Origin of the sequence: Aeromicrobium sp. Leaf289, from assembly GCF_001423335.1 — a bacterium.
GTDB lineage: Bacteria > Actinomycetota > Actinomycetes > Propionibacteriales > Nocardioidaceae > Aeromicrobium.
In genome coordinates, this window is the sequence record NZ_LMNK01000001.1 from 283,100 (window position 1) to 298,879 (window position 15,780).

The 15,780-nt window shown below is 71.0% G+C and carries 12 protein-coding genes; 7 read left to right on the plus strand and 5 right to left on the minus strand.

The features are described 5' to 3' along the window. Positions 1 to 131 precede the first annotated feature (131 nt). The gene (locus tag ASF37_RS01395; protein WP_056578644.1) at positions 132 to 383 is read right to left on the minus strand and encodes a hypothetical protein; all 252 of its coding nucleotides are present in this window, start codon (positions 381 to 383) and stop codon (positions 132 to 134) included. Positions 384 to 487: 104 nt separating this feature from the next. On the opposite strand from ASF37_RS01395, the gene ASF37_RS01400 reads away from it, so the two are divergent. Continuing rightward, positions 488 to 1,084: a hypothetical protein gene (locus ASF37_RS01400; RefSeq protein ID WP_156368096.1), complete on the plus strand. Its 597-nt coding sequence runs from the start codon at positions 488 to 490 to the stop codon at positions 1,082 to 1,084. 248 nt (positions 1,085 to 1,332) lie between these two features. Here ASF37_RS01400 and ASF37_RS01405 read toward each other — a convergent pair whose 3' ends face one another. The 3 genes from ASF37_RS01405 to ASF37_RS01415 form a co-directional block, all read right to left on the minus strand. Beyond that, positions 1,333 to 2,679: an RNA polymerase sigma factor gene (locus ASF37_RS01405; protein ID WP_082480795.1), complete on the minus strand. Its 1,347-nt coding sequence runs from the start codon at positions 2,677 to 2,679 to the stop codon at positions 1,333 to 1,335. A 216-nt stretch (positions 2,680 to 2,895) separates the two neighbouring features. Further along, the gene (locus ASF37_RS01410) at positions 2,896 to 4,371 is read right to left on the minus strand and encodes a hypothetical protein (protein ID WP_056578649.1); all 1,476 of its coding nucleotides are present in this window, start codon (positions 4,369 to 4,371) and stop codon (positions 2,896 to 2,898) included. Between the two features lie 93 nt (positions 4,372 to 4,464). After that, positions 4,465 to 5,487, minus strand: coding sequence for a DUF4192 domain-containing protein (locus tag ASF37_RS01415; RefSeq protein WP_082481909.1), 1,023 nt, complete (start codon positions 5,485 to 5,487; stop codon positions 4,465 to 4,467). Between the two features lie 126 nt (positions 5,488 to 5,613). Between ASF37_RS01415 and ASF37_RS01420 the strand changes: the two genes are divergently transcribed. Genes ASF37_RS01420 through ASF37_RS01445 form a run of 6 tightly spaced genes read left to right on the plus strand, consistent with a single transcriptional unit; the run spans position 5,614 to position 13,035 of the window. Further along, positions 5,614 to 7,032, plus strand: a complete 1,419-nt coding sequence (locus ASF37_RS01420; protein ID WP_082506371.1) for a DNA polymerase IV — start codon at positions 5,614 to 5,616, stop codon at positions 7,030 to 7,032. Continuing rightward, complete coding sequence (locus ASF37_RS01425; RefSeq protein WP_082506330.1) at positions 7,029 to 9,203, plus strand: S9 family peptidase; 2,175 nt, start codon at positions 7,029 to 7,031, stop codon at positions 9,201 to 9,203. The genes ASF37_RS01420 and ASF37_RS01425 overlap by 4 nt, the downstream gene beginning before the upstream one ends. Before the next feature lie 10 nt (positions 9,204 to 9,213). After that, entirely contained in the window at positions 9,214 to 10,011 is a 798-nt protein-coding gene (locus tag ASF37_RS01430) for an exodeoxyribonuclease III (RefSeq protein ID WP_200914541.1), read from the plus strand. A 3-nt stretch (positions 10,012 to 10,014) separates the two neighbouring features. Then, positions 10,015 to 11,253, plus strand: a complete 1,239-nt coding sequence (locus ASF37_RS01435; protein ID WP_235499932.1) for an APC family permease — start codon at positions 10,015 to 10,017, stop codon at positions 11,251 to 11,253. 44 nt (positions 11,254 to 11,297) lie between these two features. Then, positions 11,298 to 11,732: a MarR family winged helix-turn-helix transcriptional regulator gene (locus tag ASF37_RS01440; RefSeq protein WP_056554434.1), complete on the plus strand. Its 435-nt coding sequence runs from the start codon at positions 11,298 to 11,300 to the stop codon at positions 11,730 to 11,732. Then, on the plus strand, positions 11,716 to 13,035 hold the full coding sequence (locus ASF37_RS01445; protein ID WP_056578652.1) for an MFS transporter: 1,320 nt from the start codon (positions 11,716 to 11,718) through the stop codon (positions 13,033 to 13,035). Before ASF37_RS01440 ends, ASF37_RS01445 begins: the two co-directional genes overlap by 17 nt. Positions 13,036 to 13,148: 113 nt before the next feature. Here the strand turns inward: ASF37_RS01445 and ASF37_RS01450 are convergent, their stop codons facing one another. Continuing rightward, positions 13,149 to 15,542, minus strand: a complete 2,394-nt coding sequence (locus ASF37_RS01450) for an immune inhibitor A domain-containing protein (RefSeq protein ID WP_056578655.1) — start codon at positions 15,540 to 15,542, stop codon at positions 13,149 to 13,151. Between the last annotated feature and the right edge of the window lie 238 nt (positions 15,543 to 15,780).

Consider the following 15,780-nt stretch of genomic DNA (forward strand, 5'->3'; position numbering starts at 1 on the left):
CCCGGGTGGGAGCCGTCCGACTGTGCGGTCTCGCAGGTGAGATCAGTCGGACGCGAGGCGCCGGCGCGCCCGGCGGACCGTGAGCTCCGCTGACGACGTCCGGAGCTGCCCGACCTCGGTCGGCCCGAGGATCACGTGCGGTCCGTCAGGCCGAGGAGGAACTGCACCAACAGCCTCGTCGCTACGAGGACCATGCACACGATCAACGTGGCGCCGATGAGGTGGCCGTCGAACCCGCGGGTGTCGACCCCGGCGAGATGCAGGAGTCCCCAGCCGATCAGTGCCAGGACGTACAGGACCAGGGCGTAGGTCCACAGACGCGGAATCGAGATCTCCGCACGCAGGAGCGATCGCCGCACCGCGCTCTCGGCAGCTCCCGACACGCTCGAAGCGTATCGACGCCTGGACGGCGAGCGCTGCGGCGCATGCACAGGCACCATCCCCCGGGACGAGTCGCGGGGGGACAGATGGTCACGATCCGGCCTCCGTGATCTCGACGTCGACAACACCTCGGGAAGAGCCGTGTCGCTCGATGCCATGGGACGATTCGTCAGTGAGAGCCACTTTCGCGGCAGGCCTGGCGTTGGCGGTGTCCGCTGCTTCCTCCGGATGCGGGAATCTCGTCGGCTACATCCCACCGCCTGCCGGGATCACCGGGGTTCGCCTCACGGCCGACGACGAGGTCGAGATCGTCTCGTACGTCTGCGCACCGAACGTCGACACGTTGAGCGTGGTCTCCGACCGCGAAGGACTCGACGACGAGGAGGAGAACCCGGTCCAGGCTCTGTCGACCCACGACGGCCCCGTGACAGGGTTGGTGACCATCAGGCTCGGTGAGCCAGGAGGCGAGTGGGGCCCTCAGCCCGATCTCGACCTCGAGGACGGGGCCGGCTACCTCATCGATCTGTCGAGTGACGATCGGTTGACCATGTCCGTGTGGCTCACGCCGGGGTGGTCCGGGAAGCTGCGCCCGGGTGTCGTCTACGTGATGGCCGACCCGTGGCCCGACACGGCGACGCTTCGAGCGATCACGACCGACCAGCTCGAGTCGGAGGCACGCCGCGCCTGCGACGCCGAGGGTTGACGCGCCTGGGATGCGGAGGGCTGGCGGTGCCCCTCTGAAGTCCGCCGACAGGCTGCCCGCCCACGCACCGTGTGGCGCGATGGCCACACGCTCGGCGACGAGGCCGGTGGACCCGGTAGGCCAGGCCCGTCTCGGCGCCGCCTTCGAACTGATCTGGACCAGGAGCGCCGCGCGGTGCCGGCGCGTCGCCCACGCGTTCCGATTCTTCCTGGAATTCCAGTCAGATCCGAGCGCGTGGGCGGCACGACTCAGTCGAGGTAGTCGCGCAGGACCTGCGAGCGGGACGGGTGGCGCAGCTTGCTCATCGTCTTGGACTCGATCTGGCGGATGCGCTCACGCGTGACGCCGTAGACCTTGCCGATCTCGTCGAGCGTCTTCGGCTGGCCGTCGGTCAGGCCGAAGCGCATGGAGACCACGCCGGACTCGCGCTCGCTGAGAGTGTCGAGGACGGCGTGCAGCTGCTCCTGCAGGAGCGTGAACGACACGGCGTCGGCCGGGACGATGGCCTCGGAGTCCTCGATGAGGTCGCCGAACTCGCTGTCGCCGTCCTCGCCGAGGGGCGTGTGGAGGCTGATGGGCTCGCGACCGTACTTCTGGACCTCGACGACCTTCTCGGGCGTCATGTCCAGCTCGAGCGCCAGCTCCTCCGGGGTGGGCTCGCGGCCCAGGTCCTGGAGCATCTGACGCTGCACGCGAGCCAGCTTGTTGATGACCTCGACCATGTGCACCGGGATGCGGATGGTGCGGGCCTGGTCGGCCATGGCGCGCGTGATGGCCTGACGGATCCACCAGGTGGCGTAGGTCGAGAACTTGAAGCCCTTGGTGTAGTCGAACTTCTCGACCGCACGGATGAGACCGAGGTTGCCCTCCTGGATCAGGTCGAGGAAGAGCATGCCGCGGCCGGTGTAGCGCTTGGCCAGCGAGACCACGAGGCGCAGGTTGGCCTCGAGCAGGTGGTTCTTGGCCCGGCGACCGTCGACGACGATCCAGTCGAGCTCCTCACGGACCTTCTCGGAGATGCGACCGCCCTTGGCGAGCTTCTCCTCGGCGAACAGGCCGGCCTCGATGCGCTTGGCGAGCTCGACCTCCTCACCGGCGGTGAGCAGCGAGACCTTGCCGATCTGCTTGAGGTAGTCCTTGACCGGGTCGGCCGTGGCGCCGGCGACCATGACCTGCTGGACGGGCTCGTCGGACTCGTCGGCCGCCGACAGCGTGAAGCTGGACTCCTCGTCCTCCTTCAGCGTCGGGTCGTTCTTGAGATCCTTGACGAACTCCTCGTCGGGGATGTCCGGCAGGATCTTCTTGCCCTGGGCGTCGACCTTGGCGGCCTCGCCTGCGGCGGGCACCTCGAGGACCTCGGCGATGTCGACCGGCTTCTCGGCCGTCTTCTTGGCGGCGGTCTTCTTGGCCGGAGCCTTCTTGGCGGGCGCCTTCTTCGCCTGCGTGGAGGGCGCGGCCTTGCTGGCCGGGGCCTTCTTGGCGGGAGCCTTCTTCGCGGTCGAGGAGGCTGCGGGCTTCTTGGAAGTCTTCGTCACGGGCTCTTCTGATCTCGCGGGTGGGCTGGGCGGTACTGCTCGCGCCGGGTCGTGGGGCAAGACCTGCTCGGCGAGTCCACTCGCGCGGCCGAACGTGCGACACGGGGTCGCGCTCCGGGCACGGAACTCACGAACAAATCTCCTCCTCGACCGGTATGAGGGCGCAACAAAGAGGCCTGCGGTCAACCTCTGCGTGGTCCAGTCTGCCACGCACGCCCAAGCCCCCACCGACGGGGGCGCACGCCCCACGGATGCCGGCGCCCGACCCCTCCGGACTCAGTCCGTCGGCCAGCTGTGGACCGGCTCGTTCGCGTGCATGAGCTCGGCGTAGCGCCGCGTGACGGCCTGCAGCGCCTTCACCCGATCACCGCCGCGCGTGAGCTCGCGCTCGAAGCTGCCGATGAGCCAGGTCGCCCCGTTGACGCCTCGGATGCAGCGCTGCTCGATGACGTCGAGCAGGCGTCCGGCCACCGGTCCGTCGACGCCCATCTGCGCGAGCCCCTCGTGGGCCAGGGGCAGGAGGTGGCGCAGCACCAGCTCGCGCGCCGACACGGTGCCGACCGACGGCCAGTACTGGTCCGTCTCGATGCCGACCCGGGCCGCCTGGTGGAAGTTGTCCTCGGCAGCCTTGAACGACAGCTGCGACCAGACCGGGCGCTCGCTCTGGCGCATCACGTGCACCAGGCCGTAGAAGAGGGCCGCGTTCGCGAGGGTGTCGACCACGGTCGGCCCGGCCGGCAGCAGCCGGTTCTCGACCCTCAGGTGCGGACGTCCGTCGGCCACGTCGTAGATCGGCCGGTTCCAGCGGTAGACGGTGCCGTTGTGCAGTCGCAGCTCGGCGAGCGACGGCACGCGCCCCGCCTCGAGCTCCGCGAGCGGGTCCTCGTCCTCCACGATCGGCAGCAGCGCCGGGAAGAAGCGCACGTTCTCCTCGAACAGGTCGAAGACCGACGTGATCCAGCGCTCCCCGAAGAACACCCGGGGGCGGACGCCCTGGGTCTTGAGCTCCTCGCTGCGGGTGTCGGTGGCCTGCTCGAAGAGCGGGATGCGCGTCTCGTGCCACAGCTGACGGCCGAGCAGGAACGGCGAGTTGGCGCCCACCGCGACCTGGACCCCGGCAACGGCCTGGGCTGCGTTCCAGGTCGCCGCGAACTCGTCGGGCTCGACCTGCAGGTGCAGCTGGGTGCTTGTGCACGCGGCCTCGGGGATGATCGTGTCGGCCGTCGTGGCGAGCCGGTCGACACCGTCGATGACGATCTCGATGTCCTCGCCGCGCGCCGACAGGATCTGGTCCGACAACAGGTGGTAGCGCGGGTTGGGCGAGAGCGAGTCGGCGCCGAGGTGCTGCTCGCGCAGCGTGGGCAGCACGCCCACCATCAGCAGCCCCGCCCCCGCTCGCTCCGCCTTCGACTGCGCCTCGTTGAGGTCACGGCGGACCGTGTCCTCCAGCGTCCGGAAGCCCGCGCCGCTCGCCGGCTGCGGCGGGACGTTGATCTCGATGTTGAACAGCCCGAGCTCGGTCTGGAACGCCTCGTCGGCGATCGCCTCGAGCGCCTCGGCGTTCTTCATCGCGGGATCGCCCACCTCGTCGACGAGGTTGAACTCGATCTCCACACCGATCTGCGGCTCCCCCACCGAGAAGTCTCGCTCGGAGAGCATGCGCGCGAAGACGTCGAGACATCGACGGACCTTCGCCCGATAGCGGGTCCGGTCCTCGCGCGTGAAGGACCTGTCGTCGACGTCCTGCCCCATGGGGCAACCCTAGGGGTCGCGGAGGTCGCGCGCCTCACCGAACGCACGCCTCTCCAGGCGGACGTGTCCGTCCCGGTGTCGCGAGGTCGACGGTCAGGTCGCGTCGGGCCGCGGACGTGTCGTCTCGGCCAGCTCGGCCAGGGCCGCACCGCTCACCAGGTGGTGCAACCGGTCCGGGTGCAGGCCCGCGACGAGGGCGCGCTGGAGGCTCTCGGCCATGTCGAAGCAGGGGTCGGCGGCGCGCGCGTGCTCGAGGCCCATCATGGCCTGGGCGCCGTCGCCCACCAGGTAGGCGAGGTAGGCGGCCACCGTGTACGGGACCGCGGCGTACGCCGACGGCGCCTGGCGGGCGAGCTCGCGCCACGCCGGCAGGACCCGTTCCGCCTCGTCCCGGGAGTACAGCGGCCAGAGCCGGTCGCGCACCGCGTGGTGGGTGAGCCAGACGCAGGAGCGCAGGAGGGCCAGGTCGTCGGGTCGCGCACCGTCCTCGAGGAGGCCGACGACCTGGAGGACCTCGTCGATGCCGGCGTCGCCGACTTGCGCCCCGGAGCGCGTCCACGACTGCCGGACGATGTCGCGTTCCACCTCCAGCACCTGCGAGGCCAGCCAACCGCACCGCGGCCCGTCGGCGGGAAGCCACCGCCGCTCCAGCGTGGCCCGGTCCGGAAGGATCTCCTGACCCGCGACGACGGCACTGACGACACCCGGGTGGTGGTCGCTCAGCTCCAGAGGGGTCCCCTCCCTCGGATCGTCGTCGAAGGTCGTCCAGTACCGCTGCGTGTCGGTCCAGGCCGTGACGACGGGGCGAACCGTCCCGAGAGCCCGCTCGACCGCCCACGCCGCCTCGCCGGCGGCCTCGCGTCGACCCGAGACGACGAGCACGATGGCGCCCTCGGCACCGTTGTTGCGCAGGTGGCCCGCCACGAAGCGGGCCAGCTGGGGGACGTGCTCCGCGTCGTGGGGCAGGTCGACGCGCATGCGGAAGCCGAACCGCTCGCGTGGCCCGGACGTGGCGATCGCGCAGATCGACTCCTCGGGCATGAAGCCGAACACGGTCGGCAGCAGGTTGAACAGGTCGCCCACGTCGTGGGCCGTGAACACGGGTGCAGTCGTCATGTCTCCACACTCACGCTCCGTCGCGCGGCCCGACAGAGCCTGCGGCGGACCTGTGGACAGCCGCCGCCGGCGGGGCCGCGGGCTGTGGACGCGCGTGCGGTCGGCGAAGGCACGCACAATGGGCCGATGCGGTCCACGGCCTCGGTGCTCCACCTCGACCTCGACGCGTTCTTCGCCTCGGTGGAGCAGCGCGACAAGCCGTCGCTGCGCGGCAAGCCGGTCATCGTGGGCGGGATCGGGCACCGGGGCGTCGTCTCGACCGCCTCCTACGAGGCGCGCGTGCACGGCGTGCGGTCGGCGATGCGCATGGCCGAGGCCCGGTCGCGCTGTCCGCACGCAGCCTTCCTCAGCGGCCGCTTCGACGCCTACCGCGAGGCGAGCGCCCTCGTCATGGCCCGCCTGCGGCAGGAGTCGCCCCTCGTCGAGCCGCTGTCGCTCGACGAGGCCTTCGTCGACCTCGCCGCCGGGCCCGACCACGACCCCGACCCCGACGCCCTGCTCGCCCGGGTCGAGGCGCTCCGGGCCGACATCGAGGACCTCACGCACGGGCTCACCGCCTCGGTGGGCGTCGCCTCCTCGAAGCTGATGGCCAAGATCGCGAGCGAGATCCGCAAGCCCGACGGCCTCTTCGTCGTGGCGCCGGGGACCGAGCTGGAGCTGCTCGGACCCATGCAGGTCACCGCCATCCCCGGCGTCGGACCGGCCACCGCCGAGCGGCTGCGGCGCACCGGCGTCTCCACGGTCGACGAGCTCCGGTCGCGCGACGAGGACGAGCTGGTCCGTCTGCTCGGCTCGGCCTCGGGGCGCTCGCTCGCACGACTCTCGTGGGCCGACGACGACCGCCCCGTGGTGGCCGAGCGGGAGGCCAAGTCGATCAGCGTGGAGGACACCTTCCCCGACGACGTCACCGATCGCGCCCGGCTGGAACGTGTCGTCGAGACGATGGCCCGTCGCGTGGCCGACCGCCTCCGCCGCGGACACCTGTCGGGGCGCACCGTCACCCTCAAGATCCGCTACCACGACTTCGAGACCCACACCCGGTCCACGACGCTTCCCGGGCCCACCGACTCCCCCGGCCTGCTGGCCCGCAGCGCACTGGCACTGCTCGCCAGCACCGACCTCTCCGGCGGGCTGCGGCTCGTCGGCGTCGGCATCAGTGGCCTCGCCGACTGGGTGCAGGACGACCTCTTCGAGGAGGACGAGCCGATCGACCTCCCTCCCTTCGAGCAGCCCGACGCCGCCGACGTCGCGCCGCCTCCACCGGTCAGCTGGAGCCCCGGCAACGACGTCCACCACCGCACCCACGGCGACGGATGGGTCTGGGGTGGCGGGCTGGGCCGGGTCACCGTCCGGTTCGAGACCCGGCTCACCGGACCGGGGCCGGTGCACACCTTCGCGGCCGACGATCCCGACCTCTCCCCCGGGCACGAGGGGCCGACCCGCCCGCGTCGCCCCGACGAGCTCGCGGACGCGGAGGTCGCGGCGGACCTGCCCGACCACGTCTCCGTGCCTCCCGTGGAACCGGGCGATAGCGTCACCGCATGACCTCCTCGTCCCATCCCCCGGTCGCCGCGAAGCACCCGATCACCCGCAGCCACCACGGCGACTCCGTCGAGGACGACTACGAGTGGTTGCGCGACAAGGACGACCCGCGCACGATCACGCACCTCGAGGCCGAGAACGACTACGCCGAGGCTCGCACGGCCCACCTCGCCGACCTGCGCGCGCGGCTGTTCGAGGAGATCCGCACCCGCACCCTCGAGACCGACCTCTCGGTGCCCGTGCGGCACGGTCAGTGGTGGTACTACTCACGCACCTCCGAGGGCAGCCAGTACGCGATCCGCTGCCGCACCCGGGTGGAGTCCCCCGACGACTGGGACCCGCCGGTCCTGGTCCCCGGGGTCCCCGTCCCGGGCGAGGAGGTCCTGCTCGACTCCAACGTCGAGGCGGAGGGGCACGAGTTCTTCTCCCTCGGCGGGTTCTCGCTCAGCGACGACGAGAACCTCCTCGCGTGGTCGGTCGACGTGGTCGGCGACGAGCGCTACACGATCCGCGTCAAGGACCTGCGCACCGGTGAGGTCCTGCCCGACGAGATCCCCGGGACGAGCGGCGGGGTCACCTGGTCGGCCGACGGGAGCCACCTCTTCTACACGACCGTGGACGACGCGTGGCGCCCCCACCGGGTGTGGCGGCACCGGCTCGGCACCGACGCCTCAGACGTGCTCGTGCACGAGGAGACCGACGAGCGGTTCTTCACCGGCGTCGGACGCACGCAGTCCGAGCGCTACCTGGTCATCGGTGCCTCGTCGAAGATCACGAGCGAGGTGCTCGTGCTCGAGGCCGACGACCCCACGGGCGAGTTCCGCGTGGTGATCCCCCGCCGCGACGGCGTCGAGTACTCCCTCGAGCACGCGGTGCTGGGCGACCACGACGTCTTCCTCGTGCTGCACAACGACGACGCCGAGGACTTCGAGCTGGGCTCCGTGCCCGTCGACGCCCCGACGAGCCGGCCCGACGTGGTCGTCCCCCACACGCCGGGGACCCGGCTCGAGGCCGTCGACGTGTTCGCGAAGACCCTCGTGCTCTCCTACCGACGCGCCGCCATGACGCGCGTGGCGGTCGCCCCCCTCGGTGCCGACGGCGTCGGGGAGCTCACCGAGATCGACTTCGGCGAGGAGCTGTTCACCGCCGGCGTCGGCGGGAACGCCGAGTGGGACCAGCCCGTGATCCGGTTGGGCATGGGCTCGTTGGTCACCCCCAGCACGGTGCTCGACTACGTGGTCGACACCGGGGAGCTCGTGGTCCGCAAGCAGCAGACCGTCCTCGGGGGCTACGACCCGGCCGACTACGTGCAGCACCGCACCTGGGCCGTCGCCGACGACGGCACGCGCGTGCCGATCTCGCTCGTGGCCCGGGCCGACACCCCTCGCGACGGGTCGGCGCCCGCCCTCCTCTACGGCTACGGCTCGTACGAGATCAGCATGGATCCGGGGCTGTCGATCCCTCGTCTGTCGCTGCTCGACCGTGGCTTCGTCTTCGCCATCGCGCACGTGCGCGGGGGCGGCGAGCTCGGCCGCGCCTGGTACGACCAGGGCAAGCTGGTGCACAAGAAGAACACGTTCTCCGACTTCGTCGCCGCGGCGCGCCACCTCGTGTCCGAGGGGTGGACCAGCGCCGAGCGTCTCGTGGCCGAAGGAGGCAGCGCCGGTGGCCTGCTCGTCGGCGCCGCGCTCAACCTCGCACCCGACGCGTTCGGTGCGGTCGTCGCGGAGGTGCCGTTCGTCGACGCCCTCACCACCATCCTCGACCCCAGCCTGCCGCTGACCGTGATCGAGTGGGACGAGTGGGGCGATCCCCTGCACGACCCCGACGTGTACGCGTACATGAAGTCCTACTCGCCCTACGAGAACGTGCGCGCCGCCGACTATCCCCCGGTCCTCGCGGTCACGAGCCTCAACGACACCCGCGTGCTCTACGTCGAGCCGGCCAAGTGGGTGGCGCGGCTGCGCGAGCTCTCCACCGGCAGCACGCCGCCCCTGCTCAAGACCGAGATGCACGCCGGTCACGGCGGGGTGAGCGGACGCTACGCCGCGTGGCACGAGCGTGCGTGGGAGCTGGCCTGGATCATCGACGCCGTCGACGCCCCGCACGAGCCCACCGCACCCGTCGGCACCGGCACTCCACCGGCTTCCGCCGACGTCGGAGGCCACTCGTAGGGTGGCTCGCGTGCTCCGCATCGCCACCGTCAACGTCAACGGCATCCGTGCCGCTCTCCGCCGGGGCATGGGTCCCTGGCTCGACGCCGTCGAGGCCGACGTCGTCACGCTGCAGGAGGTCCGCGCGCCCGACGCCCTCGTCCACGACCTGATGGCCGACAGCGGCTTCCACGTCGTGCACGCCGAGGCTGCCGCGAAGGGCCGCGCCGGCGTGGCCGTGCTCAGCCGCACCGAGCCGAAGGCGCACCGCGTGGGGCACGGCGACCCGTCCTTCGACGACGCCGGACGCTGGATCGAGTCCGACGTGGTCCTCGACGACGGCAGCCTGCTCACCGTGGTCTCGGCCTACGTGCACTCCGGTGGCGTGGGCACCCCGAGCCAGGACGACAAGTACCGCTTCCTCGACCAGCTGCTGGTGCGCCTCGCCGAGCTGCGCGAGCACGCCGACCACGCGGTCGTGACGGGCGACTTCAACGTCGGGCACACGGAGCGGGACATCAAGAACTGGCGCGGCAACCTCAAGAAGGCCGGCTTCCTGCCCGAGGAGCGCGCCTACCTGGACCGCGTCCGTGACGACCTCGGGTGGGTCGACGTGGCGCGCGCCCACGCCGGCGACGTGGACGGCCCGTACACCTGGTGGTCGTGGCGGGGCCAGGCCTTCGACAACGACACCGGCTGGCGCATCGACTACCAGCTGGCCACGCCCGAGCTGGCCGCCACCGCGGTCGCCGCCCGGGTCGACCGGGCCCCCACCTACGCGGAGCGGTTCTCCGACCACGCGCCGCTCGTCGTCGACTACGACGTCTGAGCCGTGGCGCTGGCGCGGGTCCTCGGCCCTGTCCGGGCGACCGGCCTCGGTGCCGGCTCCATGCTGGGCGCCGGCATCTTCGTGGCCGTCGGACCCGTCGTGGGGCGCGCGGGCGACGCCGCCGTGCCGGCCGTGCTGCTCGCGGCGATGGTGGCCGGGCTCAACGCCACCGCGTCGGCCAGGTTGGCTCGGCGCATGCCCGCCGCCGGCGGCACCTACGTGTTCGCCCGTGAGTGCCTCGGCCCCACCTGGGGGCACCTGGCCGGCTGGGTCTTCGTGGTCGGCAAGACCGCCTCGTGCGCGGCCATGGCTCTGGCGGTCGGCGCGCACCTCTGGCCCGGTCACGCCACGTCGGCGGCGATCCTCGCCGTCGTGATCCTCACGCTCGTCGACCTCGCCGGCGCCCGGCGGTCCGCCGACGCGCTGACCGCCTCGGCGGCGCTGGTCGTGATCGTGGTCGGCGGCTCGGTCCTGCTGCTCCTCGAACGAGGCGCCGTCGTCGCGCCGGCCCCGCTCACCGACGGGCTCGACGTGGTCCAGGCCGCCGCCCTGCTGTTCTTCGCCTTCGCCGGCTACGCCCGGCTGGCCACCCTCGGCGAGGAGGTCCGCGACCCCGAGCGCACCATCCCGCGCGCCGTGGCGGTCTCGTTCGTCCTGGTCACGGCGCTCTACCTGCTCGTCGCCCTGGCCGTCTCGCGCACGCTGCCCGCCGACGTCGCCTCCGCGAGCGACCGTGCCCTCGCCGACGCCGTCGACACGCTCGGCCATCCTGCGCTCTCCACCGTCGTGGCCGCGACCGCCGTGGTGGCCGCGGGCGGGGCCCTGCTCTCCCTGCTGGGCGGGGTCAGTCGGACCGTGCTCGCGATGTCCCGCGACCGCCACCTACCGGCGCGTCTGGCGCGCGAGTCCTCCCGTGGCGTCCCTGCCTCGGCCCAGGTCGCGGTGAGCCTCGTCGTCGTGGCGGCGCTGCCGTTCGTCGGTGCGGTCGAGGCCGTCGCCGCCTCGAGCGGGTGCGTGCTCGTCTACTACGCGCTCACCAACGCCTCGGCCCTCACCCTGGACGGTCACGGGCTCCCGGCCGGAGCGCCCGGCCGTCGACGCCGCGCAGCCCTGCGGATGCTGGCGCGGCTCGGGGCCGCAGGGTGCCTGCTGCTGGTGCTGGCCCTGCCGCTCGCCGGGGTCCTGTGGACCCTCGCTGTGGTGCTCGTCGGCCTGCTCGCCGGACGCGTGACGCGGCGATGACCTCCCACGACCGATGAATATCAGGCCCTGATACATTTGGTTGCATGACGCAACCGGATGTCACGCGACTGGCCCAGGCCCTGCGCGAGCTGGTCTCGGTGGTCTCCCGCGAGACCGCCTCCCACCGCCTCAGCCGCACGGCCGCCGGGACGCTCTCCGCGCTCGAACGGCGCGGACCGTCCCGCATCTCGGACCTGACCCGGCTCGAGGCCGTCGGCCAGCCGGCGATGACCGGGCTCGTCCAGCGTCTCGAGGCCTCGGGCCTCGTCAGCCGCACGTCCGACCCCAGCGACCGCCGAGCGACGCTCGTGGCGGTCACCGACGCCGGGCGTGACGCCCTCGCGGAGCGCCGTCGACAGCAGGACGCGATCGTCGCCGCCCGGGTCGCCCGTCTCCCACCCGACCAGCTCGCGGCGCTCGATGCCGCCGTCGACGCGATCGTCGAGCTCACCCAGGAGGACCATGAACAGCCCCACTGACCGCACCACCGACACCAGCGGACACGACGGAGCCCGATCGAGCCTGCTCGGCCAGCCGAAGGCCGTGTACGCCGTCGCCTTCGCCTGCGTGATCTCCTTCATGGGGATCGGCCTGGTGGACCCCATCCTGCCCGCGCTCAAGGAGCAGCTCGACGCCACGGAGAGCCAGGTGACGCTCCTGTTCACCAGCTACCTCGTCGTGACCGCCGTCGCCATGCTCGTCACGAACGCCGTGTCGAGCCGCTTCGGCGCCAAGCGGACGCTCGTCGTCGGCCTGGCCATCATCGTCGTGTTCGCCGCCCTCGCGGGGTCCAGCGGCAGCATCGAGGGCATCGTCGCCTTCCGCGCCGGTTGGGGCCTGGGCAACGCGCTCTTCATCGCGACGTCGCTCGCCGCGATCGTCTCGAGTGCCCGGGGTGGGTTCGCCGGCGCGATCATCCTGTACGAGGCGGCGCTCGGTCTCGGCATCGCCGCGGGCCCCCTCGTCGGCGGGACACTCGGCAACATCAGCTGGCGCGGTCCGTTCTACGGCGTGGCCGTCCTCATGTCGATCGCCCTCGTCGCGACCGTCGTGCTCCTGCCCTCCACCCCCAGGCCCGACCACACGACGCCGCTCTCGGCCCCGCTGAGGGCGCTGCGTCACCGCGGGCTGGCCACGATGAGCGTCGCGGCCCTGCTCTACAACTGGGGCTTCTTCACGATGCTCGGGTACGCCCCCTTCCCGATGGCACTCTCGATCACCCAGCTCGGATGGGTGTTCTTCGCCTGGGGCGTGCTGGTGGCCTTCTTCTCGGTGGTCGGGGCGCCGTGGCTGCAGCGTCACCTCGGCACGTCCGTCTCGCTCTACGTGGCGTTCACGCTGTTCGCGGTCGACCTGGCCCTGATGGCGGTCGACCCCACCGACCAGAGGCTCATGGTCGGCTGCGTGGTGGCGGCGGGCATCTTCATCGGCATCAACAACACCCTGATGACGCAGGCCGTCATGACGATCTCGCCGGTCGAGCGGCCGGTGGCCTCCGCCGCCTACGGCTTCGTCCGCTTCATCGGCGGCGGTCTCGCTCCCTTCGCCGCAGGCCGACTCGTCGCGGCCACCTCGGTGCACGTGCCGTTCGCGGTGGCCGCCGTGGCCGTGCTCGCCGCGGCCCTGGTCCTCTCCACCGCGCATCGTGCCCTGCGCGACGCCGACGCCGGACTCGACGAGGACGGCCACCCGGCCGGCCACCCCGAGGAGGTCGCCGGAGAGGTCGCCGACGAGTTCGGCGGAGCGCCCGGCGCCGTGGACGATGTCCTGCGGTCCAGGTGATCCCCGGGAGGCAGGACCCAACCGCCTGCGGACATGAGGAAGGGGCGCGCACCCCCCTGGTACGCGCCCCTTCCGATCAGGGGAAGCTCCGACCTCTCAGCTGACGCGCCGCGTCAGTTGAACCGGACCTTCATGGACGTGCCCTTCTCGGACAGCACCCGCACCTTGACACCAGCAGCCGGCAGCTTGACGCCGTGCTGCGGAGCCTCCTCGTAGAAGTACTTCTTGGTGTCGTCGAACAGCGGTGCCGCCGCCTGGCCACGGATGTAGCTGGGCTTGCCGTTCGTGTGCAGGGTCATGGAGTCGGCCTTGCGCGTCGAGAACGGCGCGTCGTAGACCTGGACGCGGGCGCGCCACGGCTTGCCGGTGGACATGTCGGTGATCGGGCGCGGTCGCGCGTCGATCGGCAGGTTCCGCCCCTCACCCGGGTGGGTGATGGTGTTGTTGTCGGCCTGCGACGTGTCCCAGTACGAGATCAGCAGACCCGTCTGGTAGGCGTAGTGCTCCACCCAGTCGGGCTTCGTCGTGGCGAAGCCGAAGTTGTACGGCCCCGTCTTGAGGTACCGGTCGTACGAGACGTACGACCGGTGGCCCATGACGTAGTAGTTGTCGTACTCGTCGGTCGTGGAGGCGCCCACGATCGAGAAGCCGTCGAACGTCCAGGCCTCGCCGCCGTCCTCGGCGTCGTCGCTCAGCAGCTCGGTGCCACCGGCCGTGACCGACACGTCGTCGACGAACAGGCCGGGCAGCGCCAGGCCGCCGTCCGTCTTGTAGAACACGCGCAGCTGCACGGTCTTGCCGACGTAGGCGTCGAGCGGGACGACGAGGTCGGCCCAGCTCTCCTGCTTCCCGTCGATCCCGGGACGTCCGGAGGTGTCGTCCCCGATCGGGGCCCCACCGATGGTGCCGTCGAGGGCCGTCCAGGTGGAGCCACCGTCGGTGGAGGCCTGCACGTAGGCGTAGTCGTAGCCCTCCTCGATCTCGTAGCGCACCTTCGCCTTCAGCGCGGCACTGCTGCTGCCGGCGGGGATGGAGACCTCCGTGCTCATCGCGTTCGCCAGGTCGTCGCCGGAACCGGAGTAGAACTGCTTCGAGCCCGAGCCCGGTGCGCCGAGCTCGCGCGTGACCTCCTTCTTGGGCAGGACCACCACGGCACCCTGAGGCTTCGCCGAGTTGTACTCCTGCGGCCCGAGCTCCAGCGTGCGCTTCTCCTTGGTGGCGATCACCTCGTGGTCGAGCCAGCCGAGCTGCAGCTTCTCCCACGCACCGAGGTCACCGGCACGCTCGCCGAGGGCCTCACCCTTGGCGTTGAGCCGGGACTGAGCCATGAGCGTCCAGAACTCGTTGCTGTTGTCGCCGCCGGCCGTGCTGTAGGCGTCCGGCAGGCCCAGGTCGTGGCCGTACTCGTGGACGAAGACCGAGAGCCCGCCGTTCTCGGGCTGGACGGTGTAGTCACCGATCCAGAGGCCGGTGTCGGCGATCTGGGTTCCACCGAGCTGGTTCTGCGACGGGCCGGTGACGCCCTGGTCGGTGAGGAACGCGTACCAACGGTGCGACCAGATCGCGTCCTCGCCGTGCGTGGAGTCGCCGTCCTCCTCGCCTGCACCCGCGTGCACGATCTGGAAGTGGTCGATGTAGCCGTCGGGCTCGTTGAAGTCGCCGTCGCCGTCGAAGTCGTAGCGGTCGTAGACGTCGTACTGCGCCAGCTGCTTCTTGATCTGCGCGGCGGTCTTGCCGGCCTTCTTCTGGTCGGCGACCCACTGGGTCGTCGCGTCCTGGATCAGGTTCCACGTCGAGGCGTCGTCGCGACCGTAGCGAGCGGTGTTGTACTTCACCTTCACCCAGTCCGAGACGGTCCCGTCGACCGTGTAGCGACCCGAGGACTGCTTCTCGTAGTACGTCTTGACCGACTCGACGTTCTTCCCGGTCTTGAAGTAGAGGTCCTGGTAGTGCTTGCGGTCGTAGTCCTCCTGCCAGACCGACGAGTTGTCCTTCGTGCGGTCCGGCTCCTCGATCTGGTTGTGCAGGGGGCCGTCGAACTTCTCCGGACCAGCGGTGTCCGGGTCCGTGTCGCCGTCGGGGTAGTCGGGGTGACGCTCGTCGCCGAACTCGGCGAGGATGACGAAGACCTTGTCGGCGCGCTCCTGGGAGAGCTCGACGTACTGGTCCTTCTGCTTGCCCTTCGCCGCCTTCGCCTTGGTCCTGGCCGAGGCCTTCTTGTTCCTCATGGCGGCCGCGTCGGCCGGGCTGGCGGCCTTGCCGACCTTGACGACCGTGCTGCCGTTCTTCTCCACGGGCTCGGCGTCGCCGTTGATCACGGCCTTGACGGCCTGCTCACGCAGCTCGCGGCGCTTGTCCTCGATGGGGTTGGGCAGGTCGTGATCCTTCTGGATCCGGTCCGCTCCCCCCGTCGGTGGTGCTTGGGCCGCATTCGTCGGCGCCGCGAACGTGAGTCCGAGCGATGCCGCGAGTCCGAGGCCCAGAATGCCTGACGTGACACGCTTCACGTGGTCCCCCCTAGGACATGGTGTGGTGAGGGCAGTCGATCGACCGCCCACAGGCCCCGCCGACCGGATGGGTCGGGCGAGGCACGATGCCGACCAACCTAAGCGGTTGCTGAGAGCAACGGCAGTCTTGACTTTCGAGACGCCTAGTACTAACGAACTAGTTCTTTCGGGCCACTCCGTGAGACAGGGGCACACGCGTCCGAAGGACCTGGCAGAGTGGCGCGGGTGCGGCCGGACG

Bases quoted from the DNA above. Each gene is read 5' to 3' on its own strand.
- ASF37_RS01410 (WP_056578649.1), bottom strand. From the start codon at position 4,371: ATGGGGCAGGACGTCGACGACAGGTCCTTCACGCGCGAGGACCGGACC.
- ASF37_RS01415 (WP_082481909.1), bottom strand. From the start codon at position 5,487: ATGACGACTGCACCCGTGTTCACGGCCCACGACGTGGGCGACCTGTTC.
- ASF37_RS01420 (WP_082506371.1), top strand. From the start codon at position 5,614: ATGCGGTCCACGGCCTCGGTGCTCCACCTCGACCTCGACGCGTTCTTC.
- ASF37_RS01425 (WP_082506330.1), top strand. From the start codon at position 7,029: ATGACCTCCTCGTCCCATCCCCCGGTCGCCGCGAAGCACCCGATCACC.
- ASF37_RS01440 (WP_056554434.1), top strand. From the start codon at position 11,298: ATGACGCAACCGGATGTCACGCGACTGGCCCAGGCCCTGCGCGAGCTG.
- ASF37_RS01445 (WP_056578652.1), top strand. From the start codon at position 11,716: ATGAACAGCCCCACTGACCGCACCACCGACACCAGCGGACACGACGGA.